This is a genomic window from Pontibacter sp. BAB1700 (genome assembly GCF_000277005.1).
GTDB classification, from domain to species: domain Bacteria; phylum Bacteroidota; class Bacteroidia; order Cytophagales; family Hymenobacteraceae; genus Pontibacter; species Pontibacter lucknowensis.
The window spans coordinates 1-24,565 of record NZ_AKIS01000081.1 but is presented as its reverse complement, the minus strand read 5'-3'; the positions used below and the strand labels follow the sequence as shown (position 1 = coordinate 24,565).

The following is a 24,565-nucleotide window of genomic DNA, read 5'->3' as shown; positions in this document are numbered from 1 at the left end:
CGAAAATGCCCGCTTGTATATAGTGAAGTATACATGTGTGTCATTGTTAATTCATCATTCGTCATTACTAATTCTCTATAGTCTTGCCTGTTTTTTCGCATTTACACACCCATACCCAGTACTCCCTGCTCGACGGTCAGGCCAGCATCAGCGCCCTCATGAAAAAGGCGCAGGCCGATGGCATGCCCGCCGTTGCCATGACCGACCACGGTAACATGTTCGCCGCCTTCAACTTCGTCAACGAGGCCAACAAGTATAACGTGAAGCCGATCGTGGGCTGCGAGTTTTACCTTGTAAATGACCGTCATCTGAAAACCTTTACAAAGGAACAGAAAGACGTGCGCCACCACCAGCTGCTGCTCGCTAAAGACCAGGAGGGTTACCAGAACCTGGCCAAGCTCTGCTCGCTTTCCTACATTGAGGGGGTATACAGCAAATGGCCGCGCATCGATAAGGAACTGCTGCTCAAGTATAGCAAAGGCCTGATCGCGACCAGCTGCTGCATTGGTGCCGAGGTGCCGCAGGCAATCCTGTGGAAAAGCGAGGAAGAAGCCGAGGAGATTTTCAAGTGGTGGCTGGATGTGTTCGGTGAGGATTACTACATCGAGATCCAGCGCCACGGCCTGATGAACATCGACGGCACGGGCAAAAGTCAGGAGGACATCAACCAGGTGCTGTTGAAGTGGGCAAAGAAGTATAACTGCAAGGTAATCTGCACGAACGACTCGCACTACGTGGACCAGGAGGACTGGAACGCGCACGACATCCTGCTTTGCGTGAACACCGGCGAAGACCAGAGCACCCCTGTGGGCGACTTTGCCACCAAATACTACCGCTTCCTGAGCGATGACCAGAAGGTGATCTACGACACCGTGGAGAACGTGCGCAGCAAGTATAGCAACCACATGAACGTGCGTCAGATGCTGCAGCGCATTGACGAGGCTGGTCCGAAAACCCGTTTTGGTTTCCCGAACGACCAGTTCTACTTCAAGACGCAGGCCGAAATGAACCAGCTGTTCAGCGATGTGCCAGAGGCTGTAGACAATACGAACGAGATCGTGGACAAGATCACGCCGCCGAAGCTGAAGCGTGACATCCTGCTACCTAACTTCCCGATACCGCCGCAGCACGCCGACGCCGACGATTTCCTGCGCCACCTCACTTACGAGGGAGCTGCCAAACGCTATACCGAGATTACGCCGGAAGTGACCGAGCGCCTCGACTTTGAGCTGCACGTGATCAAGACGATGGGTTTTGCCGGTTATTTTTTGATCGTGCAGGACTTCATCAACCGCGGTCGTGACATGGGCGTGTTCGTGGGTCCGGGTCGTGGTTCTGCCGCTGGTTCGGCGGTGGCCTACTGCATCGGTATCACCAACATCGACCCGATCAAGTACAACCTCCTTTTCGAGCGATTCCTGAACCCGGAGCGTGTGTCCATGCCCGATATTGATATCGACTTCGACGACGTGAACCGCCAGCGCGTGATCGACTACGTGGTGGACAAGTACGGCAAGACGCAGGTAGCCCAGATCATCACCTTCGGTACGATGGCTGCCAAGTCGTCGATCAAAGACGTAGCCCGTTCTACTTCCCTGCCACTGGCAGAGGCAAACGAACTGGCCAAAATGGTACCTGAAACCCCGGGTACGACACTGGCCAAGGCCTTCATGGAGAACTTGGAGCTGGCTGCCATTCGCGAAGGTGACGACGCACGCGCGGCCGTACTGAAGCTGGCTGAAAAGCTGGAGGGCTCGGTGCGCAACACAGGTATACACGCGGCCGGTGTGATCATCGCCCCGGACGACATCACCAATTACATACCGGTTTCGACCTCCAAAGACTCCGATCTGCTCGTGACGCAGTTCGACGGCAAGGTGATCGAGAGCGCGGGCATGCTGAAGATGGACTTCTTGGGCCTGAAAACCCTGACCATCATCAAAGACGCCATGGAGCTGATCAAGAAGAACCATGGCGTGGAGATCGACATCGACAATATTCCGATTGATGACGAGAAAACCTACGAACTCTACCAGCGCGGCGACACGATCGGTACGTTCCAGTTCGAGTCGGAGGGTATGCGCATGTACCTCAAGGACCTGCAGCCGACCAACATTGAAGACCTGATCGCCATGAACGCCCTTTACCGTCCGGGCCCAATGCAGTTCATCCCGAACTTCATTAACCGAAAGCACGGCAAAGAGGAAGTGGAATACCCGCACGAGCTGCTCGAGCCGATCCTGAATTACTCGTACGGGATCATGGTATACCAGGAGCAGATCATGCAGACGGCCCAGATTCTGGCCGGTTACTCACTGGGCGGCGCCGACTTGCTGCGCCGCGCCATGGGTAAGAAGGACATGAAGAAAATGGCCGAGGAGCGTGAGAAGTTTATTGCTGGTGCTGCAGAAATGCATAAAATCCCGGCCAAGAAAGCTTCTGAGGTTTTCGACGTGATGGAGAAGTTCGCCCAGTACGGCTTCAACCGATCCCACTCCGCTGCTTACTCGGTGGTGGCCTACCAGACCGGTTACCTCAAGGCCCACTACCCTGCCGAGTACATGGCGGCGGTGCTCACCAACAACATGAACGACATCAAGAAGGTGACGTTCTTTATTGAGGAGGCCCGCAAACAAGGGGTGGCCGTGTTGGGTCCGGACGTGAACGAATCCTTGCTCAAGTTCAACGTGAACGAACAGGGGCAGATCCGTTTCGGTCTGGCCGCTATCAAAGGCACCGGCGAAGCCGCCGTAGACGCTATCATCTCGGAAAGAGAGAAGAACGGTCCCTACCAGGACATCTTCGACTTTGCGAAGCGCGTGAACCTGCGTGCGGTGAACAAGAAGACCTTTGAAAGCATGGCTTTGGCCGGAGCCTTTGACTCGTGGGGGCTCTACCACCGCGCTCAGCTGATGGAAGTACCGGAAGGTGAGAACATCAGCTTGCTGGAAAAGGCAGTTCGTTACGGTAACAACTATCAGGCCGAGCAACAGGCAGCGCAACAGTCGCTGTTCGGGGGGAAGCGCTGCTGTGGCCTCTCCACTACCGAAGATCCCAGAGGTACAGGTATGGACGCAGGCCGAAATGCTGCGCCGCGAGAAGGAAGTGGTAGGTTTCTACATCTCGGGCCACCCGCTCGACCAGTTCAAGATGGAGATCGACTCCTACTGTACCTCCTCGTTGGCTGATATCGCCAACCACAAAAATAAGGATATCAATGTAGCGGGTATGGTATCTGAAGTGGTAATCAGGACGGCGAAGAACGGTAATCCCTTTGCGCTGTTCTCCATCGAAGACTACGACACTACGCTGCAAATGGCACTGTTCGGAGAAGACTACGTGAAGTTCTCGCCTTATCTGAAGACGGGACTATACCTGTTCATCCGGGGCAAGGTGCAGCTGCGTTACCGCACCGAGGACCAGTGGGAGCTTAAGCCAACCAACATCCAGCTTCTGGGCGACGTGATGGACAAGATGGCGCAAGGTGTGCAGTTGGACGTGAATCTGCAGCTCCTTACGCCGAACATAGCCGAAGCCCTGGAAGAAGCCATCGCGACCAGTCCGGGCCAGAAGCGACTGGAAATCACGCTACACGTGCCGGACGAAAAACTGGTGCTGCCGACTTACTCGCGCAAGTACCGCATTGACCCGAAGGTATTCCTAGGTCAGGTAAAGGACTTGGGACTGGGGGAGTGTAAACTGCTGTAATGGATTTGAGAACTTGGAGACAAGGGAGATTCAGAGTTAAGTAGACCTGTGTCTTCAGGTATAGAAAGGTATGCTGCGCAAGTGGCATACCTTTCTGCTTTAAAAGGCATAGCCGAGCGACATACCCAACCGAAGGTCATAAGGTGAGGGTTTGTGGTACTCTATCTCTTCCTTCGTATAATTTGATTTGCTGATCAGCTTTTGGTGAAAATGATAACCTATTCCCCAGAACAGATCAATAGTAAAACCTTTAGGCTTCACTTGCTGGTATCCCATTATTGCTCCAGCGCCATACCCTGCCCATTGCTCGTACTCCCGGTCGGGTTCGCTGAAAAGCCAAAAACCATTTCCTCCTTCTCTTTCATTGTGTATGCGCAAGCGGTACTTCAGGTATGGCCCTGCATAAAACCCATTGAGAGATTTGCCCTTCGAATAGAATTTAAAATCGGATGTGATCGCATACGTCGAAGAAAAATCGTCTTTCATCAAAGTGAGTCGCCTCGGATAAGCGGTAGCTGTTAATGCCCCTGCAAAATGTGGGGTGATATGCCGCTCATAAGACACATTGAATGACCCAATAAACAGAGGTATTATATTAAGCTTAAATGCATTGGGCCTTTGTAGTTTACTATCTTCTCCCTCGATATCTTGCGCGCAGACTCCCCGGGTTATAAGTAGGAACAGAAACAAAGCTAAAGTGCACCTAGTCTTCATCGAGTCATCGGGTTGTAAGCTTTATAAAATCAAAATACCTATAATTCAATAATTGTCATTATAACTTATATTAACTAAAGATAATATATTGAGTTGTTGCAAAGTCCTTTTTATGCTTCATTTTTCTCGCTGTCTTGCGCATGCAACTTTTATCAGCAACATTTGTTTATACAAATAAATATACCCTCGCCTTGCAAATCCGTATGTATAAATTCTAAATTTGCAGGGGGAATAACCCGATAACAGGACAGCTTGTCAGACAAACACAGTTTGGGCTCAAATTTGAGAAGCTAGTAAATGTTACTATATTTAAAACACAGAATTTAACCAACAAAACGTTAAAGTTATGGCTAACAAAGCATTAGAAATCACTGACGCTAATTTTGATGAGATCATCAATTCAGATAAACCAGTATTGGTAGACTTTTGGGCAGAGTGGTGCGGTCCGTGCCGCATGGTAGGCCCGATCGTAGAAGAGCTGGCTGGCGAGTACGAAGGCAAAGCCGTGATCGGTAAGGTAGACGTAGACGCCAACCCACAGACATCTGCCAAGTTTGGCATCCGCAGCATCCCGACACTGCTCGTTTTCAAGAACGGACAAGTGGTGGACAAGCAGGTGGGCGCTGTGCCAAAGAACGTTCTGGCTCAGAAGCTAGACGCTCAGATGGCCTAATCATCCATCTAATTATAAAAAGGCAGAAGCCTCTTCCATTCAGGAGAGGCTTCTGCCTTTTTTATGCTGCGTATATGCTTCAGGAATCTTTCTTGATAATAGTAATGTCACCACTGCGTTCCAGGCAGGCGTATTCAATTTCGTCTCTGCTTGTCACTCCCCCCTGTCGCATGGCCTCCTCCAGATCATTTTCCGTCAGGTTATTTTCTTTCAGTTTATCTCCCAGCACCTCCCCATGCTTAACGAGCATTACAGGCCGGCCTTTGATGAAGTTACCTAAAGGCCCGGAAGTACTAAAGGCGAGAAAAGCCAGAAACCGGTGTAGCAGCACTAAAACCAGTGCCGCACAAAGTGTGGGAAAGAATGGTGAATTACCTGTGATGGCACGGCTCAGAACAGAGCCATAGATGATGCCCAACACGATGTCAAAGGCTGTATGCTTACCAAAGATACGCTTGCTGCCAATCCGCATGATGACCAGAGCGGCAATGAAAACGACCACCGCCCGTATGGACATTTGCCACCAGGTTAGTCTGTCTTCTCCTGTTCCGAGAATAATTTCGAAAAAATTCTCCATACTCTCCCAACGGCAGAAGCAGCGGGATTGTTATTAGCCGCCTATTGGCACTCACAGAGCTTTTTGTCGAGCTGGCAGAGCATGGCATAATGCTGCTCCACCTCCTTCATCAGGTTCGTCAGTTGCTTGTTGTAGGCTTGCACCTGCTGCAGACGTGGGTTCTCGGGTTCGTTCTTGGCAAGGGTCTCCAGTTCTTTGATAGTAGCTGCAAAGGCACTGCTTTTCTCACCCAACTTGGTATAGTACTGGTCCATGCCATTGTCGGAACTGGCCACCGCCACTGCCTGCAGGTTATTGTCGAAGCACAGCTGCCAGCGCAGGTGGCGCAGGACCTGCTGTTCGGCCGCACTCTGTAGCTTGCCCATCTCTTTGGTTTCCTCTTTCAACCTGAAGCTTTCGTAGCGTTTGTTGTAGTCGCTTACCGCATCACGCACCTTTTCGCGGCAGCTCAGGCAGTTGCTCGTATTGGCCTTGTCTTGCAGGGCATTGCGTATCGACAGGGTCTCGTCAGAGGCTTGGGCATCGGCCAGTTTCTTCACCTCTTTCTCAAACACTTCACGGTACTGCATGTCCTCCAGCCTTTTGGTCAGACGCACGATGGCCTCCCCCTCTACCGAAGCTGACAGGTAGTCGGCACGCGGTAACTCCACCGAAGACAGCCTGGCCAGCGCAGCCTCCCGTTTGGCCGGTGTATCCCAAGCCTTTGGATTATTCTCCAGCTCCTGAAGTGTATTCACCAGCAGCTTCCCGTTCTTTAAGTTATGATCAGCATCCAGGTATAGATCCGCATTGGCCATGATGGACTCGTACTCCGATCGAAAGATGTTCTTATATGTACTATTCTTGTCAAATTCCTTCTCACGCGCCTCAAATGCAGTCTTCATGCGCTTGTACTCCTGCATAATGCCAAACAGGTTCTTGGCGTTTATTTCCGGAGAGTTATTGCGGTAGTTGAGGCGGTAGGCGTTCAGGTTCTGCTTCATCTCGGCAAAGATGCGCAGGTACTCTACATACAGTTTCTCCTGACGGTACGTTTCATCGTTCATCAACTTGGTGTCGTAGGCCGTCTGGATCTTCTGCTTGCGCTTCTCGATCAGGTCCATGGTCACTTCATCTCCTGTCAGCACATCCACTTTGTAGAGAGACTTGTAATTGGCCACCACAATGTACGGATACTCTTTATAGCCAATGGCATCCTCTAACTGCTTTCGATCCAGCTTGTTGGAGTTTTTGCTCAGGTAGTCGGTGAGCTTGGCAGGCTTTAATGTTACAGTCTTTACACTGCCCGGCACCAGCACGTATACCTTCACGGAATGAAGTCGTGTGTCGAAATCCTGCCCTTCGTATAGGCGGATAGTAGAGCTGAACTTATACTCTTTCTTTTTAGCACGAGAGCCCAGCAGATTACCAAATTCGCCCACCAACGACATAACCGCTACTGACGGGTTGGTCAGATTAGACAAGCTCACCAACTGACTGGCCACCAGATTAAATACCTGGTCTCCATCCTGATTGGTAACCGCTTTGGCATTAATGGCTGCGTCGATACTGTTCTGGGCAGAGGTGAGCGGCATCTTGTCGATGATGCGTACTACCTCTAAATGATCGCTCACTTGCGTATGATAGTCGTTTTTGTCTGTATTGATGTGAAAGTTGAAGAGTGGATATACGATCTGGTCGTTACCGAAGAGCTTCAGATTCTTAAGCTGTGCCGTAATGAAAAGGTACTCCAGTTCGTAGGCATAGTTTTTCTTGCTTTTTTTCTTCACCCCCGACTCTAACTCATTGAGCACACGGTTGAATTGCCCACCATTATAGAGGTAAATGTCAGTAGAGAGGTACTGCCACTCGTCCGAAAATTCAAATTTATCGTTGTAACTATAACCCAGTCTGGTTTCGATGTTCTGCTGGGCGAAGGCCTGGTGGCTAAGTACCAGCGCCATCACAAAGAGTGAGAAAATTTTCTTCATAAAATACGTAAAGCCGTTACAGGGGCGAATTCAGGTATAGCTTTTGCTTCTGAACCTAACGTTAAGACTTGAGATTAAGTGCCTTATCGGATTACAAAAATACACATCCGATAAGTTTTTTTTGAATATAAAAGAGTACAAAAACCATGCTCAGAATACTATTAATGGCAGTTGCCATCACCTTAACCCAAAGTGCACTGCAGCCGGCTGCTGCGCAAGATGCTTATGAACGCAATGGGACTTACGAAACCATGTCAGAGGATCAAAAAGTGCAGAAGCTGCTTGCGTATATCCGCAACCTCGAAGGTGCCACTTTTATACGCGACAACAGTGAATTTTCACCTGAAAAGGCTGCCGGGCATTTGTCTTCAAAATGGAAGAAGCATGCTTCAAGAGTAAAAACAGCTGAGGGATTCGTCACGGAACTGGCCTCACAATCTTCTTCAGGTACGCCTTACAGCATACGGTTCGCTGACGGCAGCACCAGTACAACCCGCGACGTACTGCTTCGTCAACTGCGCGACCTGCGTGTTGAGTAAGACCAGAACTGTACAAAAACAGGTATAAGTATAGTAAAAGCATAATACTATACTGGAACGCAGTCATCGCCGTTACGTATTTATGACGACAAACCTGATCCCAATGCTACAGTTACTTGAAGAGTCGCGAGACGAGTTGGTTGCTTTTCGTCTGGCAGGAAGTATAGACCGCCATGACTATGATGTGATGCTTCCGATACTGGAGGAAAAAATCAAGCAGTATGGTAAGATACGGGTATATGCTGAATTGCAGGATGCCGAGGAAATTTCCCTTCAGGCACTTTGGGAGGACCTGAAGTTTGATTTCCGCCACGCTGCTGATTTTAAGAAAGTCGCGCTGGTGGGCAACCGCAAGTGGCTGGACTGGCTCACCGTCATGGCAAGCCCTTTTACTACGGCAAAGGTAAAGCACTTTGAAGTACCCGACCGCGACAAGGCATTGGAGTGGGTGAAGGCGGACGAAGCGCAATAAGCAAAATTAAATAAAAAGAGAGGCAGCCAGCGTTCTGGCTGCCTCTCTTTTTATACCTGTCCCTGCCTTGTGCTGAGGCTCATATCTTGTCCTATTCTGTATCCAAAGCCCTTCATCACTCTCTTCTGCGCACAAAAACTCCCCGAAAAAATATTTATGAGCAAGCTGCTCAGAATATATAGATTTAGCACAATATTTGCTTTTAAACTGAAGCTGTCGAAGGGGGAAATTTAAGATCAGCTATACTTTAGAAGCGGCATTTTTCGTTTTGTCCCATAGTTGCCAGTAAAAATCAATTACAAACAACACAAACAACAATCAAACACACATGAAATCTAATTTCACAAAAGCATCTCTATCACTGCTACTATGCGGCGCCCTGATGTCTTCCTGCGTTTCCTCCAAAAAGTACGACGAGCTGAAAGCCAGCAAAGAGGCTTTGGAGCGCGAGCAGGCAGCCAGCCGTGACAAGGAAAAAGAACTGAGCAGCACGCTGCGAGAGCGTGAGCAGAAACTGGCCGAATTAGAGCGTGCCATGAATGACCAGAAAAAAGTGCTGGACAACCTGCGCAATGAAGTGAACGGTGCGCTTTCTGGTTTCAACCAGGGTGACCTGAGCGTGAACATCAAAGATGGCAAGGTATACGTTTCGATGTCTGACAAACTGCTTTTTGCTACAGGCAGCACCAAAGTGAACAACACCGGCAAACAGGCCCTGGATCAGCTGGTAGACGTGCTGAAGAAAAATCAGAGCGTAGGCGTGATGGTAGAAGGCCACACCGATGACGTGGAGGTAAGACCGGGCACAAAGGACATCGCCGACAACTGGGACCTGAGCGTACTGCGTGCCACAGAGATCACCCGCCTGATGGCGCAGCGTGGCCTGTCACCTGACCGCATCACGCCAGCCGGCCGTGCTTATTTCCAGCCGGTTGACACAGGCCGTTCCGCTACTGCAAAAGCCAAGAACCGCCGTACAGAGATCATCCTGACACCTGACTTTACTGAGATTTACAAGATACTGGGCATCCAGTCGATGAAGTAATCCCTATACCTTATAATCAGAAAAGGCCGCTACTCAATTTGATTATCGGCCTTTTTTATACCTCTACTTATCTACCCGGCTATACCTTTGCCTGAGGCCTTGCCCTGCTCTATGGCCTGGAATAGCTCCTTTGACCGCTGAGAGCCGATCAGGAGCGGCTGTGTATTGTAAAAGCGTAACAATATCCCTTCCCTGCCCGACGTGCTGTAGGCCTTACCCTTTGCTCCCCATCGGATTCCCCAGCCGCCGTATTCCCCAATCGGGTTATAGGTTACTCTCTCAAAGTCGCGCACGGTGTGCAAAGGTATACGGACAGGCTTCAGATGAAAAGGGCGGAAACGCACTTGTAGCATACCTGGCAACACTTCTGTCGTCAGGGTCATGTAATAGAAAAAGAAAGGGAGCCCGAAGCTGATCAGCGCCAGCATCAGACTCAGCTGTATATCCGTGACAGGCCTGTTGCCGAAGGCGCCACCCAGCACTACCTGGTAAACAAAGCCTGCCCAAAAGACAGCTGCTATACCTAGTATAAGTGCCCACAGCCAGAACTGCTTAAAACGCTGTTTTTCCCGGAACAAGATGCGTTGCTCTTCCATCTATACCTGATGCAAATAGCCGCCCCACGGGTGAGCGGAACGGCTATACCTGTCTGTTTCTGAATACTAATTAACCAATGGCCTGCTCCAGATCCGCCAGCAGATCTTCAATGTCCTCTATACCTACGCTCAGGCGAATCAGCGAGTCACTCAGGCCCGCTTTCAGCCGCTCAGCACTGGGTATGCTGGCATGGGTCATAGAGGCCGGGTGGCCACAGAGCGACTCCACGCCGCCCAGAGACTCTGCCAGCGAGAAGTACCTGAAGCGCTCCAGTGTAGCGATTGCATCTTCCATCCTGTCACCCTTCAGCGCAAACGAAACCATACCGCCATAGGATCGCATCTGCTCTTTGGCTATCTGGTGGCTCGGATGATCCGGCAAGCCAGGCCACAGCACTTTCTCCACCTTCGGGTGATTTATGAGATACTGCGCTACAGCACGGCCATTTTCGCAGTGGCGCTCCATGCGGATGTGCAGCGTCTTGATGCCGCGCAGTACCAGAAAGCAGTCCTGAGGGCCAGGCGTGCCGCCGCAGGCATTCTGGATGAAGGCCAGCTTCTCGTGCAGCTCGTCGTCCTTCACGATCACGGCACCCATCACTACGTCGGAGTGGCCCGCCATGTACTTGGTTAGCGAGTGCATCACAATGTCAGCCCCCAGGTCGAGTGGGTTCTGCAGGTATGGAGTCGCGAAGGTGTTGTCGGCCACCAGCAGCAGGTTGTGCTTTTTGGAGATGGCAGCGCAGCCTTTGATATCGATGATGTTGAGCAGCGGGTTGGTGGGCGTCTCTACCCAGATCATGCGGGTATTCTCGTTCACCAGCGCCTCTACCTTACTCAGGTCGCTCATGTCAGTGAAGTGGAATTTAATGCCGTAGTTCTGAAATATTTTGGTGAAGATGCGGTAGCTGCCGCCATACAGGTCGTTGGTGGAGATCACCTCGTCACCCGGCTTCAGCATTTTGATAATGGCATCGATGGCAGCCATACCTGAAGCGAAGCAAAGGCCATGCTTGCCGTTCTCGAGCTCAGCCAGGGCATTTTGCAGAGCCGTCCGTGTCGGGTTGTGGGTGCGGGAGTACTCGTAGCCTTTATGGTCACCCGGCGACTTCTGCACGTAGGTAGAGGTCTGGTAAATGGGTGTCATGATAGCGCCCGTGCTTGGGTCCGGCTCCACACCGGCATGTATAGCTTTTGTTCCAAATTTCATAGGTTTATTTTTTGATAATGGCTTGTTGCAAGTTAGTAATTTTACCTTTCGGGAGTTGGATGGCGCCAGGAAGCTTCACGCTGCCTGGCACATATCTTTAAATTTTGTTGCCCGTACCGCTATCTACGTATACCTTCAGCAAATCCTTGCCTGAAAGGCTTTATCTTTGACCAAAACACCTGTTATGCCTAAACTGTCCATGCTGCGGACTTTTATACGGGAAAACGCGCCTTCGTTTATTTCCATGCTGTTGCTGGTCGTAGTTCCGCTAGTGGTGAGTTCATCAGCTGCCGTATACCTGTACCAGAATGAAACCCTGCTACAAGACCTGAGCTGGCCGCAGATGCTCCTCTACTTTGTCGTGATCTCCATTACCATGTCGCTCGCCCTGACCCCGACTACTTTTGTAGCACTGGTGAGCGGCTTCTACCTCGGTTGGCCTGGCTTTGCAGGTGTGGTGGTTTCGTATGGCATTGCTTCACTCATCGGCTATACCTTGGCCCGGCTCATCGACCACGGCAAAATGATGTCTTTCCTAAATCGATTTGAGAAAACGATGTACCTGATGCAGGAATTGCGCGACCAGAGTTGGAGCCTGATCTTTCTGACCCGTATATCGCCCGTGCTACCCTTTGCGCTTATGAATTTTGTCCTCTCGCTGTTGCAGGTGGACAAGGTGAAATTTTTCCTGGCTAGTATGGTTGGCATGCTGCCGCGTACGCTTTTCTTCTTTTGGGTAGGTACACAGGCCAGTGATGTCATAAAATTATTGCAAGACCCCGGCAGCAACAAAGGCAGCCAGTTGCTTATGATATCCCTGATTATCATTTCGATAGGCGGGCTGTACTTCATTTTTGACCATGCCCTGAAGCGGGCGCTGCGGAAAGCGACGGCAAAAAATTGAGAAAAATTCGCTTTGGGGCTTGCATTGCAAGAAAAAAGGCCTTTACTTTGCATCACAATAACGGAATGGTCACGTAGCTCAACTGGATAGAGCATCTGACTACGAATCAGAAGGTTAGGGGTTCGACTCCCTTCGCGACCACCACTTTACAAGATTAACCGCTAAGAATCAACAACTTAGCGGTTTTTTTGTGCCTATTCACCACAGAAATTCACCACAACCTCCCATTCACCGCCTCGCTTAATCGTTACATTTTACAGTCTGTACATTTTGTAAAAAATATTTCTACATCCAAACCCCTCCTCTACTCTCAGACGCTGTAGTGTCGAGCGAATCAATGTATACACGCTGCGTATGTATTTATCGCATTACCCCCTTCACGGTTATTAACCCAAAAGAGCGGCCCTACCTAGGATATATAAGGAAAACTCTAACATGCAGGAACACCTTGATGCCATAGATTTCCTTCACCAGTTCGGTAGTTGTACTTATGTAACGACCTATAGGAACATTGATTTTGAAATCTCATTACGTGTAGTGGTGAGTGGTGAGCCATACTATAATTATGTCTTTTCTATGTTCGGCTTCGGTGAAGCCATAGTCGACATGTTACAACAGAGCATTCATTCAAAACAAGAAGTCTGCATATTCACTGCATGTTTGTCAGAGCAACTCTCGCCCCTTGATGTACCTGTACAACAGGTGCCAGTACATATGCTCAGTTCATTAGAGATTGAGATAAGAATGCTAACAAGCAAAGAACCCATAGATGCATCTTCCAAGCAGATAGAAACTCAATTCAGCGAGTATAAGCGCTATCACTAATATATGGAATATGCTCACCAGTCCGTGCTCACTGCGAGATACAGAAACCTTTACTTTACTTGCGTTTAGATTTACAAAGATGCGCTACCTATCGACTTCCTCTACATCCTGCGCCTTCTCTACCCCAACCTTATCAACCTCCTTAATGAGCCTATCCGTCTCGTGTAGGGCGACAATGATTTTCTGGTAGTGCAGGATATCTTCAAAGCTCAACTCTCGGCCTTTACGGTCTTTCAGCCATTTTTGAGCCGGTTGGTAGCCACCGATGTAGAACTCCCAGACCACCTGCGGTACGTTGGCAAAGTACTGCGTATCGTTGATGTAGACGTTTCCATCCACGTACTGTAATTTCTCCACCAGATTACTTCCATCCTCCGGGTACTGGGTTATGTACTCTCCCACCACCCTGCTTTCTAGAAGATGTACCTGCCGAAGCTCCCCTCCAAGTTCCACGAGCTTCCAGAACGAATCGGGTCCAGCTGGGAAGGGCACACGTGGGAAATCCACTTTGAGGAACTCCCTGTACTTCTCTCGGTATGATGGGCTATGCAAGACAGCGTATATGTAGTCGAGCAGGTCTAGTGGTGAGAACTTGTCGTGGGTTTCCTCCCGCTCCGGGACGAACTTCAAACCCACTCTATCTGCAATCTGCTGCACCAGCTTCTTGTTCAGGTTTGGTGTTCGGCTCGCAGAAGGGTCACCAATTGTTATCTGTCCTGTTTCCTCCGGGTATAGATAGAGCGGAAATATAGAGTTGGAGTCGTAGGCGCTACACAGCTTGTGAGCAATGATTTTGTCTGCTATAAAAAAGCAGTTGTCCTCCTTATTGATTTTCGGTATCACAAGACCAACGTTATCGCCTTTTAAGAAGTGCTGCATGTATTTTTCTCTTCCCCAGTCTACCATATCAGTCGAGTAGTATATGCTCCTTGTATCGAATGGCCTGTAGGAGATGCTTCTGATAAACGCCAAGTGGTCGTTGTCCTTTATTTTCCGCCTAGCCGCTGATAGAGACCAACTTCTTGAATCTCCCGCTGGGTATTTACCCGACTTCTTACCACCAAAAAAATGATTCCTTGTTTCGGAGTCAGTGTAATTGAAATCAGTAAAGCGCTGAATCCTACGCAGAAGCTCATCTCTGTCATTACTTATCACGAGTGAATCCCTTGCAGTTACTATACCCGTAACATTGACTCCGAATAGGTCATCGATTTTAAACCCTTCCTCATATTCTCCTTTCCCACTATCATTCTTGGGTACGAAGAATAGAAAAGGTTTACCCGGTTTGAGTTCCGTAAAATTAACCGTCTTCAAAGTGTTCTGAGAAAGGAACCTGTACTTGAACTCTCGCTTTCCATACAAATCGGCATGGTATACCCTTCCTAGCTCGGCATCTTTCTTCTTCCCGGTCTTGATAAAGAAGTTGATGGATACCCCCTGCATGATGTCAAAGACGTTCTGGTCCTCACTACCGTCTGGTGCGGTCTCCTTCTTCTTGCTATTTCCATGCAGGTCGATGGTATAGATTGAATCGAAGGTTCTGAGCAGGTGCCACCGCATCCCCCTGAACGTGGGGTTGTCCAAGAACCCGTGCGGGTTGATGAAAGCCAATACACCCGTACCGTTCCTTTCCACGAAGTGCTGGCCATACCGAATGAACTTCACATAGTCATCGTTCAACCAGTGCTTCCGCTCATTGAAGTGCACTCCGTCAACATACTTATAGTCATCAATTAGCCCGCTGATCCACTGGCCATTGTTAGAAGATATACCGGAGTAGGGAGGTTTCCGACTACAACCATAACAGGAGTATCCCGCTTGATATGATTGGCCTCGTTCGCCTCGTTGGCCAAAGCGGTGGCGAACAAAGACCCAGTATCGGGGTGGTGCTCCTCCAAGCTGTTGGTCAGGTAGACCCGAAATCGCTGGTCTCTTGTGGGCTTGTAGCCCGTCTCTGACAGCAGCAAGTCCAGTTTAAGGTGCGCCATCGCATAGGACGCCATCAACAACTCGAAGCCGTTCAGACGTGGTATTAGATGGTTCTCCACATAGTTGCTCCAAATGCCCTGCTGCCCTTTGAATCGACTGTGGACGTGCTTCACAACCTCAGCTAAGAACGTGCCGGTGCCCGTGGCTGGGTCAAGTATCTGCACCTTATGCACCTCCTGCTCGTACTCCCGCTGGCCTGCTTTGAATCGCTTGTCGTGCGTGGGCACTTTCAGTGTCACGTTTGTCTTGGAGGTGTCTGCCAAGCCCTGCGGCAGGTCGAACTCCGATTTCAAAATGTCGTCAACGGCACGAACTATGAAATTAACGACAGGCTCTGGCGTATACCACACGCCACGTGCCTTACGCAGCTTCGGGTCGTACTCGGCCAAGAAGGTCTCATAGAAGTGAATGATAGGGTCGTGAGTTTGCGTGGCCTTCCCGAAGTTCTTCAATAGTGCCCCCACGTCAGTAGCACGGAAAAGGTCTGCCAGCCCGTCCACAATCCATGTGATGCGGCTATCAAGGTCGTAGCCAGCGATGTACTGGAAGAGGGTCCGCAGAAATGGGTTCGTCTTCGGAATGAGTTGTGCCGCTTCCTGACGGGTGAAGGTAGGTAGGGTCGGGTCGTGGAGCCTCGCAGCGAACATGCCGTAAGCAATGGTTTGGGCATATATGTCAGCGAACTCTCTCGCTTTGATATCATGCATGAGAACCATCTTGAAGGCATCCATTTGGTCTTGGAGGGTGCTGTTCTCGTGATTCACATCATCACTGCTCAGCGCTTTCTCAATCACCTCAGCGAGCATACGTGCCTTGCCAGCCATCATCTCTGCTAGCTTCCTAGAACTTTTTATGGTCTGGCCGTTGAAGGTGCAGAAATCCTTCATCAGGTTCTCGAACATAGCGAAGTTAGCAGGCACCGGGTGAATCTGTCCGTCTCGTACCTCCGCAATGCGCAATGACGTTTTGAACTCTCCTTCGATGTACAAATGGAAGTCCAGATAATCGGTGATGATTAGGTTGTCCAGCGAGGCTCGGTAGCGTTCGAACTGTTCCTTTAAGCTCTTGCTATTCAGCGGTACGCCTATGTCCTTCGCCTCGATGTAACCCATTGGGATATCCTTCTTTGTAATGATGTAATCAGGCGCACCGCACGCCACACGGGCTGGCTCGTTGGTTACCAGTACATCGGGGACCATGGTGGAGATTAAAGTTTGAAGGTCTCCCCTATAGCTGTGTTCTCTGGAAATGCCTGTCCTGAAACGTGTATTGAGTATGTTGATGTAATCGTGGAGTGTCATGGATTCCTATTTGCAGTGATGCCCTGTTGACTGCACGAGCGGTCAACAATGGCTTACAGATTATGCCATCAATGCAATATAGGAATAATTTATATGACCATTGCAGCTTACCAGAAGGCTCAGTTAATGTAAGAATATTTTTTTCGCAACCCGGATAATTGTACCGCCCCGGTCGTTACTGCTTATGTTCCAGCACCTGCATGAACTGGTCGTAAGTCAACAAGGGAATGCCAGCATAGACGCTCTCTGGTTCTTGGGTATGAAGCTCCTCAACGGTGATGTCGAGGTGCTTCAATTGCATTATCGTTACGCCATCCTCAGCAAGGTATTCGATTACACACACATCCGCCTGACCAGCACCATTTGGTTTTATACATTGCTCAACCATAACGGGTATGCGCTCCGGCAGGTCTTTCATGGACAACATGTAGATATACGCTGGCCTGATATCGTTAAGCCCCAGCGCAAGCGTCACGTAATATTCTTTCCCTCCTATTTGTTGGGTATAACAGAAGCTTCCACGCTGATACAAGTAGTCCATGTTTATCATCGCTTCTCCATCCGTTTTATCGCTGTAACAAGTTTCCGGAGGGCCAAGTCAACTATTTCGTTTTTTTTGAGATAGTAGCCGTGGTCACGTAGGATATGGACCGCCTCTGTGATTGTGGACCACGTTTCTCTTTTGCATTTCACACTCTGATATTTACTCATGAGATGCTGTTCATTTCTATTATATATAATTTTTTCCACCTGTTTTTCTACCAGTTTCCGGTTTCAGCATGTGGGAATAAATATATAACTACACCCCCAGTTTATGTGGGAATAAAAAATAAACTATGTAATGGAAGCAGCGAGAGACAACAGCAAGAACGCCAAGGTCACAGTGACATTCGAAGGCGAGGACCTAAAAGAGATTATACTCGCAGTAATAGATAAAATATTTGAGGGTCGACAGGAAAAACAACACCCGGATACAGGGGTCCAGTCCTCCTCCCTGAGGACATCACCTACAGTAAGCAGGGAAGTGGATGATGATTTCTTTGAAGACCTTCTGAGCATGTTCAAAGACAAGAAGTCCAGCCAGAAATAGGATTGTCTTCATGCATATACAAACTCCTCCCCTTATGGTACACACTTGGTGTGAGCACCACTGACGTGTGCTCACCATGTTGAAAGGTTACTCCATTCCTCATTATTTTGTACCCAGTCTATTTCATCCAGTATCCGACATTACACTATCAAAGATGTCTAGGATTTTTTTGGGAGAGAGGAGGTTATTTGTATCGCTATATACTGTAGGCCCTTCCATGGTATACCAGCGTGGTCTCAAAAAAAATATTCACTGGAATAAAACTTTCGGTGTTCCCGATTCTACAATGGTAGAACCAACATTAGAGAATGACAAATGAGACACGGAGAGAGATGCCCGATATGTAAGATGTACTGGAACGCTCGGACACAGAAGTGGCTTGTGAAGCCCATCAGGGAGAGCACCGTGGGGCAGACGAAGGGCAAGACCGACAGAGAGAGACTGGCCGCTATCAAGGCAGCACACCCAGAACGGTGGCGGAGCCATGCATACCTGCCTATTAACCTCACCGTAGCGCAGGTAGAGGCGGACTCGGCAACACACTGGCCCAGCACCGGCACCAAGTTCGAAATAGACCGGGCGCTCGCCTTGTCCACCCTGCTGATAAACAAGTCCATCAGGAAGGTCACCAACAAGGACAACAGCAGGCTGCATTCAATGGGCTACGTGGGCGTCCCTTCTAGCGACCTGTCGAACTGGGTGGGAAGCGACTACAAGCGCTACCTAGAGTTTTTCCAGAGCGCCAGATATATCACCTGCTACTCATCTAACGGTGCTACGGACTTTTACTTCAACGGGCGGCACAGCAAGTACTACAGGTTCCAGCAGCGACTCATCACGTGTGCTACCGATGTTCGGAAATACCACCGGGTCGAATACGCCACTGACAAGATGCTGGTGAAGGCCTCAAGGCAAAGGAAGAAAGACGGCAGCAACAGCTACGAGAGAAGGGACGGCAGCAACTGGTGGATAACGTGTACCGCCTCGCAGCAACATTCGATGCGGATGGCTTCACGTCATGGTGCCTGCGGAATCACAAGAAGTTCAGGTCCGACAGAAGCTTACAGAAACACCTCCACGCAAGCGACAGGTTGGCATCAGGGGACATTTATGTCACACCCCGAGATTTTAAAGGAGAACGCTTCCATTCCATATTCACCAACAACAAGAAAATCATTCGGAGCTATGTCAGAATAGATGGTGAGCATGCAGTGGAGATGGACGTGAAGAACAGCCAGTTCTACTTCTTCGCTTGCATGGTTCTGTTCCCTGAGCAGGTCATGAAGGTACTCGCACCGGGCATGAACCCAAAGAAGCTACAGAAGGTGCATCACCTGCTCCGAGAGGCATACCACACGAAGCCGGACGTCAAGGAGTTCATTGATGGGGCGATATCTGGTGAACTTTACGGCATGCTAGCCGCCAGCCTAGAGCGCAAGCACAACAAGAAGTTCAAGAAGAAGAGGGTGAAGGACATCTGTTTTAGGACATTGTTCAGCAGGAAGGGACAATGTCAGAAGTCAAAGGCACTCCTACAAGAGCACTACCCGGGCGTTGTGAAAGCGTGCGAGTTTGTCAATACCGCTGCGGGTGAGCGTGAGAGTGTAAACAAAATATACTCCATCCCCTACCTGTTGCAGCGTTTGGAAGCTCGAATATTGATTGACCTTGTGGCTGTGACAGCCGTGGAGCAGGGAACTGCCCCTTTCACCACCATCCATGACAGCTACTTGTTGAAATCCTCCGATGTGCCGCTGGTCAAATTCATCATTGAGGATACCTTTAAAACACTAGGTTTACCGGCTCCTACACTTTCCTACGATGGAGGAACCGTGGAGGTAGCTAATGATATATTCCCGATGGCCCAGCCCAGCCGAGTTGCAGTCACAGAGAAGGCGTGCGTCAAGCCCATTACCCTCTCCAAGCTCATGGATGGTTATGGGTTAGAGAAAGCGCCAGAAGTGCCGCCCCACGTAGCGGAAAGGTTGAGACAATTGGACGAGCGGTTCAAAAAGCACAGTTGATTGACTGGATTCTTCTGTAGGACCTCCCAAGGCCTGTCTGGACCCTACAGCATGGTGCCCTTGATGCTCTGTCCATTTGATTCTACAGTGATATTGCCCCGTGCTCGGGAAGTATCCTCCATATGGGAATATTATTTCAACACTAGTCCCTCCCAAGGTGGGATACTCTTTGTAACTTTAGGTATGAAACATGAAGAACTACGCAGCACCATAGAGAGCGCCTTGCTGAGCCTTGCCTGCGCAGATGCCTTGGGCACGGTTTACGAGTTCAAGAGCAGGGCTGAGCTACAGACCGTGGAATGCGTGACCATGATGGTTGGAGGGGGCACGCATGGCCAGCCTGCCGGTGTATACTCAGATGATACGTGCTTGACGCTCTGCCTTGCCGACTCCCTGTGCTTTGGATATGACATCCGGGACATTGGACGGCAGTTCTGCCTTTGGTTTACCGAGGGGCACTGGGCTGCGGACTATGCGACCGTCTTCGATATTGGGGGTGTCACCCGGGAGGCCATCTTGAAGATGCTACAGGGCGTCAGCCCTCTCGATTCTGGATTGAGCCACGAGCACTCCAAGGGGAATGGGAGCCTTATGAGGGTGCTCCCGCTCGTTTTCTACACATACATCAAAGACATTCCCATCCATGAGCGGTATGAACTGACAAGGGAGGTCAGCGCCATCACGCACGCCACGCAGACCTGTACAACCGCCTGCTTCTATTACCTAGAATATGCCAAACTCCTGCTTGATGGGAAGGACAAGTTCGAAGCCTACTGGCAGTCCAACAAAATCGTCCGGGACCACTTATTATACCTGCGTGTCCCGGAAGACGAGATGCAGCACTTCAATAGAATCCTTGATGGTAGAATTTACGAGCTGGCCATGTCCGAGATATACAGCGGTGGGTATGTCGTGGAGACTCTAGAGGCGGCCCTCTACTGCCTGCTCAACTGCGACACGTTGGAGGCTGTGGCAGAGAACTGTATCCGTCTCGGGTCCGACACAGATACAGTTTCCGCAGTAGCCAGCGGGCTACAGGGATTGCTGCTGACGAGTAAGGAGGAAATACCAGCCGACTGGCTAGCCCATCTAGCGAGAAGGCAGGACATTGAGGCACTGGCTGCGAGACTGGCTGCTTCGCTCTGCCAAGGGTAACCTAATTAAAGCCAAGTTAGGTGGTTCGTCCGCACGGCCACCTATACCAGCCCTTCTTGGCCATGTCCCCTTACTACCGCAACCTATCCACATAATTATTCCTACACCCCATTAACCTACAAACAAAATTTCATATATTTAAAAAGAAAAATTCTACATTCACTCACACTTCAATCAAGTGGCTTCTATCAACCCCGAATGCTTCTTCAAAGAGAAGAGAAACACGTCTGAGATTAAGTCCGAGATACTGAATAAGTACTTCAAAGCTTGGTGCGGAATCTTGCTGTATGGCCAGAAGTTCAAAAGGATTAATACGGTGCTGTATGTGGACTTGTACTCAGGGCCGGGTTACTACGAAGATGGCCAGCCTTCAACCCCTATCAAGATTTTAGAGAGCATTCATAAAAGCTCGGGTGAAAGAATAGACCTGAACATGAGCGTCAAAACCTTCTTCAACGACTCAACCAAGTCAGTAGTGGAGAAGCTAAAAGCTAACCTGAGTTCGCTGCCATTCTACGAGGAGTTGCACCACGCCCCGCTGGTGTTGAACGAAAAGGCAAACCAGCGTCTACTGGTGAACCTGCTCAACAACAGTAATCCCTCCCTGACCTTCATAGACCCTTTCGGCTACAGCTTCTCACAGGAAATGCTCTTGCAGTCCGTCAAGAACTGGGGTTCTGACCTGTTCATGCTCTTCAACGTGAACAGGATACGGTCAGCAGTACTCAATGATAACGTTAGCGACCTGATGAAGGAAATCTTCGGAGACCGCATTAATGACATTAGAGAATATTATAAGCGAGAAAAGAAGCCTAAGAAACGAGAGACCTTCATCATCGACTCCTTTGAAAATATCTTCCGGGAGAGGAACTACCTGACCTTTAAGTTCAAGATAAACTTCCCGCACCGTAACCAGACGAGCCACTACTTAGTCTTTGTCACCAAGGCCCGCATCGCCTACATGAGAATAAAGGAAATCATGACTAAATACAGTGACTTCCAAGAAGACGGTGTACCCTTGTTCGGGGCCAATCAGAAGCGACTGCGCCTCTTAGTACCTGACTACCACAGGTATCTGCCCCACTCTGTCATTAATCTCACCGAAGACCTTTATAGAAAGAAGAGCTTATATAACCTCTGCTCAATCAATGAGGTGTTTGAAAATCATAACATCGGTACCAACTATATCAAAGAGAACTACAAGGAGGCATTCCGCCTTCTCCGGGAGCGGGGACTGGTGGACATCCGGGATGCTAAAAAGGGAGGGCCAGCGGGAAAAATCACCTACACCTCAATTATTCAATTCGACTAAAATATTTAGCACAACTAACATTATTAGCAATTAATCGTTTATATTTATGGCACAAGGCTACAACAAGTTTGGTGGTGCGTGGACTCAGAAGAAGATTAACATCTTCATGGAATACCTGAATGCCTATCTCACCATCATGAACAAGTATGATTTTGAGCTGGTTTACTTCGATGGATTTGCCGGTTGCGGGACGATTGAGACATCGCCCTCGGAAAGCCCTAAGCTTGACTTTGGACTTACGGACACATTGATTGAGGGGGTTGCGACAAAGGTTCTGAACATCGACCACCCAAAGCAGTTCGACATATATTACTTGGTCGAGCTGGACAGCACTAAATGCAGCACGCTCAAAACATCACTGAGAACGAGGTTCCCGGATAAGAGCATTTACTGCGTATCTGACGACTGCAACTTGAAGTTGAAGGACTTGGCGGATTTTTTAAGAAAGAACCCCGGCCACAGGGCCTTGGCATTTATAGACCCGTTTGGTATGGCGCTGGATTGGGAGTCGCTGGAAGCATGTGCCGGGCTTGGCATAGACCTGTGGGTTCTGCTGCCATCTGGCGTTGCCGCCAATAGGTTGCTCACTGCGGATGGCAACATTTCAGAGGCATGGATGGGGAGATTGGAGCGTTTCCTTGGATTGGATGAAGCCGAGATAAGGAAGCAATTTTACAGAACGTCAACAACGATGTCTCTCTTTGGGGATGAGATTACGCAGTTGCAGAAGCAGGACGATAGTATTAACAAGATAGCGGAGCTATATTCGCAGCAGCTTGGAAAGGTTTGGGAACACGTGAGCAAGCCTTACGTGATGAGAAGCAAGAACAGAAACACTTTATATCATTTCATCTGTGCAAGCAATAACAAGGCTGGCCTGCGCATCTCGAATGATATTATCAGGAAGTACTCAATACGATAAACATTGTACCTATGGCAGAATCAAGTATAGAATGGACAGAGGCCACGTGGAACCCAACTACCGGGTGCACAAAAATCTCGCAGGGGTGCAAGTTCTGCTATGCTGAGGTGATGACCAAGAGGTTACAGGCAATGGGTCTAGAAAAGTACAGCAGCGGCTTCAAAAAGGTGGTTGTACACCCGGAGGTGTTGGACCAGCCACGTAAGTGGAAGCCGTCTGTGATTTTCGTTAATAGCATGAGCGACCTGTTCCACGAGGATGTGCCGCTGAGTTTCGTGCAGCAGGTTTTCAAAGTTATGAACGAGTGCCCGCAGCATACTTTCCAGATACTTACCAAAAGAGCTGAGCGATTAGAGGAACTGTCCCCTTTCCTCAACTGGACCCCCAACATATGGATGGGCGTATCGGTTGAGGACGATGCGGTAACGTTCAGAATTGAGCACTTGATGCGAACCAACGCAGTGGTCAAGTTCCTTTCTTTGGAGCCTCTTATCGGCCCCCTGCCGAACCTCAATCTGAACAACATTGATTGGGTGATAGTGGGCGGTGAGTCCGGCAGAAACCCCAGACCCATGAGAGCCGAATGGGTGGTTGACATTCAGACCCAATGTGAAAGTGCTAGAGTAGCTTTCTTCTTCAAGCAGTGGGGAGGAAGAAATAAAAAAGCAGCTGGCAGAGAGCTAAACGGGAAGACCTATGATGCCATGCCTGATAAGGCCATTATTACATGAGAAGTGACGTGAATCGATGACTACGATATTCGCCCTCTTGGACTGCAACAACTTCTACGCTTCATGTGAAAGGGTGTTCGTCCCGTCCCTGAACGGAAAACCGGTGGTGGTGCTGAGCAACAACGATGGCTGCGTGGTAGCCCGGAGCAACGAGGCCAAGGCGCTAGATATTCCCATGAGTACACCGATTAACTTTGACAATGCGAAATACAATAGTTACCCTACTCTGCATTCCCCTGATTGGATTGGCGGTTTACTATCTACCGGAAACCAAACTGAAAGACGGCATAGAAATCGATAGACTAGTGGTGTACAAATCACAAAGGAAGTTGGTGGCCTATGCGAGTGGAGAGTTGGTCAAGACGTACACTATCGCCTTAGGCCGAAAACCCGGATGGACACAAAGAGTATGAAGGCGACATGAAAACCCCCGAGGTAGCTATACTATCAACGACAAGAATGCCAACAGTGCCTACCACAAGAATCTAGGCATCTCCTATCCTAATGCAAATGACATTGCCCATGCAAAGACGTTAGGCAAGTTACCGGGAGGTGCAATCAAGATTCATGGTCTCCGGAACGGCACTGGCGTCATTGGCCGGCTGCATAGGTGGGTGGACTGGACGCAGGGTTGTATTGCCCTGACAGATGAAGAGGTTGACGAGCTTTACAAAGTAGTATCGGTGAGGGCGTAAAGCCAACTGTGTCAAAGGTTTTAGAGTACTACCTTTAACGCAGAAAACATGGAAGAAAAAAACGGCTTAGATCTGGACAAGATCAAGCGCCAGTTCCTGGAAGAGTTCCGCAC

21 protein-coding genes, 1 tRNA gene and 3 pseudogenes are annotated in these 24,565 nt (G+C 49.5%); 17 read left to right on the top strand and 8 right to left on the bottom strand.

Annotated features, from left to right (window positions below; all coding sequences use genetic code 11):
* Positions 1-83 precede the first annotated feature (83 nt).
* Positions 84-3,708, top strand: a pseudogene (gene dnaE / locus O71_RS10130) (DNA polymerase III subunit alpha).
* 99 nt (positions 3,709-3,807) lie between these two features.
* Here the strand turns inward: dnaE and O71_RS10125 are convergent.
* Positions 3,808-4,398, bottom strand: coding sequence for a DUF3575 domain-containing protein (locus O71_RS10125; RefSeq protein WP_192811668.1), 591 nt, complete (start codon positions 4,396-4,398; stop codon positions 3,808-3,810).
* A 370-nt stretch (positions 4,399-4,768) separates the two neighbouring features.
* On the opposite strand from O71_RS10125, the gene trxA reads away from it, so the two are divergent.
* Positions 4,769-5,095, top strand: coding sequence for a thioredoxin (trxA, locus tag O71_RS10120; RefSeq protein ID WP_007656205.1), 327 nt, complete (start codon positions 4,769-4,771; stop codon positions 5,093-5,095).
* 79 nt (positions 5,096-5,174) lie between these two features.
* Here the strand turns inward: trxA and O71_RS10115 are convergent, their stop codons facing one another.
* On the bottom strand, positions 5,175-5,672 hold the full coding sequence (locus O71_RS10115; protein ID WP_040574110.1) for a DUF421 domain-containing protein: 498 nt from the start codon (positions 5,670-5,672) through the stop codon (positions 5,175-5,177).
* Positions 5,673-5,713: 41 nt separating this feature from the next.
* Positions 5,714-7,642 (bottom strand): hypothetical protein, encoded by a 1,929-nt coding sequence (locus O71_RS10110; RefSeq protein ID WP_007656201.1) that lies wholly within the window; start codon positions 7,640-7,642, stop codon positions 5,714-5,716.
* Between the two features lie 146 nt (positions 7,643-7,788).
* Between O71_RS10110 and O71_RS10105 the strand changes: the two genes are divergently transcribed.
* From O71_RS10105 to O71_RS10095, 3 genes are all read left to right on the top strand, one after another.
* Positions 7,789-8,181 carry a DUF5329 family protein gene (locus O71_RS10105; RefSeq protein WP_155800771.1) on the top strand — a complete coding sequence of 131 codons (393 nt, stop codon included), beginning with the start codon at positions 7,789-7,791 and terminating at the stop codon, positions 8,179-8,181.
* Between the two features lie 103 nt (positions 8,182-8,284).
* Positions 8,285-8,653 carry an STAS/SEC14 domain-containing protein gene (locus O71_RS10100; protein WP_007656197.1) on the top strand — a complete coding sequence of 123 codons (369 nt, stop codon included), beginning with the start codon at positions 8,285-8,287 and terminating at the stop codon, positions 8,651-8,653.
* 328 nt (positions 8,654-8,981) lie between these two features.
* The gene (locus O71_RS10095) at positions 8,982-9,698 is read left to right on the top strand and encodes an OmpA family protein (RefSeq protein WP_007656195.1); all 717 of its coding nucleotides are present in this window, start codon (positions 8,982-8,984) and stop codon (positions 9,696-9,698) included.
* Positions 9,699-9,769: 71 nt separating this feature from the next.
* On the opposite strand, the gene O71_RS10090 is transcribed toward O71_RS10095, so the two are convergent.
* A complete protein-coding gene (locus O71_RS10090) occupies positions 9,770-10,294 on the bottom strand; it encodes a DUF6141 family protein (protein WP_007656194.1) in 525 nt (174 codons plus the stop codon).
* A 70-nt stretch (positions 10,295-10,364) separates the two neighbouring features.
* Entirely contained in the window at positions 10,365-11,504 is a 1,140-nt protein-coding gene (locus O71_RS10085; RefSeq protein ID WP_007656192.1) for a cystathionine gamma-synthase, read from the bottom strand.
* Positions 11,505-11,688: 184 nt separating this feature from the next.
* On the opposite strand from O71_RS10085, the gene O71_RS10080 reads away from it, so the two are divergent.
* From O71_RS10080 to O71_RS10070, 3 genes are all read left to right on the top strand, one after another.
* Positions 11,689-12,408, top strand: coding sequence for a TVP38/TMEM64 family protein (locus O71_RS10080; protein WP_007656191.1), 720 nt, complete (start codon positions 11,689-11,691; stop codon positions 12,406-12,408).
* Between the two features lie 67 nt (positions 12,409-12,475).
* Positions 12,476-12,552 (top strand) — tRNA-Arg (locus tag O71_RS10075).
* 291 nt (positions 12,553-12,843) lie between these two features.
* Entirely contained in the window at positions 12,844-13,233 is a 390-nt protein-coding gene (locus O71_RS10070) for a hypothetical protein (RefSeq protein ID WP_007656189.1), read from the top strand.
* A gap of 84 nt (positions 13,234-13,317) precedes the next feature.
* On the opposite strand, the gene O71_RS25585 is transcribed toward O71_RS10070, so the two are convergent.
* The 3 genes from O71_RS25585 to O71_RS10060 form a co-directional block, all read right to left on the bottom strand.
* Positions 13,318-14,913, bottom strand: coding sequence for a type ISP restriction/modification enzyme (locus O71_RS25585; RefSeq protein ID WP_237717801.1), 1,596 nt, complete (start codon positions 14,911-14,913; stop codon positions 13,318-13,320).
* A 53-nt stretch (positions 14,914-14,966) separates the two neighbouring features.
* Entirely contained in the window at positions 14,967-16,523 is a 1,557-nt protein-coding gene (locus O71_RS25580) for a hypothetical protein (RefSeq protein ID WP_237717800.1), read from the bottom strand.
* A 175-nt stretch (positions 16,524-16,698) separates the two neighbouring features.
* Positions 16,699-17,073 carry a hypothetical protein gene (locus O71_RS10060; protein WP_007656187.1) on the bottom strand — a complete coding sequence of 125 codons (375 nt, stop codon included), beginning with the start codon at positions 17,071-17,073 and terminating at the stop codon, positions 16,699-16,701.
* Between the two features lie 291 nt (positions 17,074-17,364).
* Here O71_RS10060 and O71_RS10050 point away from each other — a divergent pair, with 291 nt between their 5' ends.
* The 9 genes and pseudogenes from O71_RS10050 to O71_RS27235 all read left to right on the top strand — a co-directional run.
* Positions 17,365-17,613, top strand: coding sequence for a hypothetical protein (locus O71_RS10050; protein WP_007656183.1), 249 nt, complete (start codon positions 17,365-17,367; stop codon positions 17,611-17,613).
* 315 nt (positions 17,614-17,928) lie between these two features.
* Positions 17,929-18,810 carry a hypothetical protein gene (locus O71_RS10045; RefSeq protein ID WP_155800768.1) on the top strand — a complete coding sequence of 294 codons (882 nt, stop codon included), beginning with the start codon at positions 17,929-17,931 and terminating at the stop codon, positions 18,808-18,810.
* Between the two features lie 20 nt (positions 18,811-18,830).
* Positions 18,831-19,637 (top strand): hypothetical protein, encoded by an 807-nt coding sequence (locus O71_RS10040; protein ID WP_007656179.1) that lies wholly within the window; start codon positions 18,831-18,833, stop codon positions 19,635-19,637.
* Between the two features lie 183 nt (positions 19,638-19,820).
* The gene (locus tag O71_RS10035; protein ID WP_040574108.1) at positions 19,821-20,792 is read left to right on the top strand and encodes an ADP-ribosylglycohydrolase family protein; all 972 of its coding nucleotides are present in this window, start codon (positions 19,821-19,823) and stop codon (positions 20,790-20,792) included.
* A 178-nt stretch (positions 20,793-20,970) separates the two neighbouring features.
* A complete protein-coding gene (gene tcmP, locus O71_RS10030; RefSeq protein WP_007656175.1) occupies positions 20,971-22,104 on the top strand; it encodes a three-Cys-motif partner protein TcmP in 1,134 nt (377 codons plus the stop codon).
* Between the two features lie 46 nt (positions 22,105-22,150).
* Entirely contained in the window at positions 22,151-23,026 is an 876-nt protein-coding gene (tcmP, locus tag O71_RS21680) for a three-Cys-motif partner protein TcmP (protein WP_007656173.1), read from the top strand.
* A gap of 11 nt (positions 23,027-23,037) precedes the next feature.
* Entirely contained in the window at positions 23,038-23,757 is a 720-nt protein-coding gene (locus tag O71_RS10020) for a DUF5131 family protein (RefSeq protein WP_007656171.1), read from the top strand.
* Positions 23,758-23,773: 16 nt separating this feature from the next.
* Positions 23,774-23,944 (top strand): annotated as a pseudogene (locus O71_RS22645) (SOS mutagenesis and repair protein UmuC); the annotation flags it as partial.
* A 244-nt stretch (positions 23,945-24,188) separates the two neighbouring features.
* Positions 24,189-24,452 (top strand): annotated as a pseudogene (locus O71_RS27235) (murein L,D-transpeptidase family protein); the annotation flags it as partial.
* Positions 24,453-24,565: the final 113 nt, after the last annotated feature.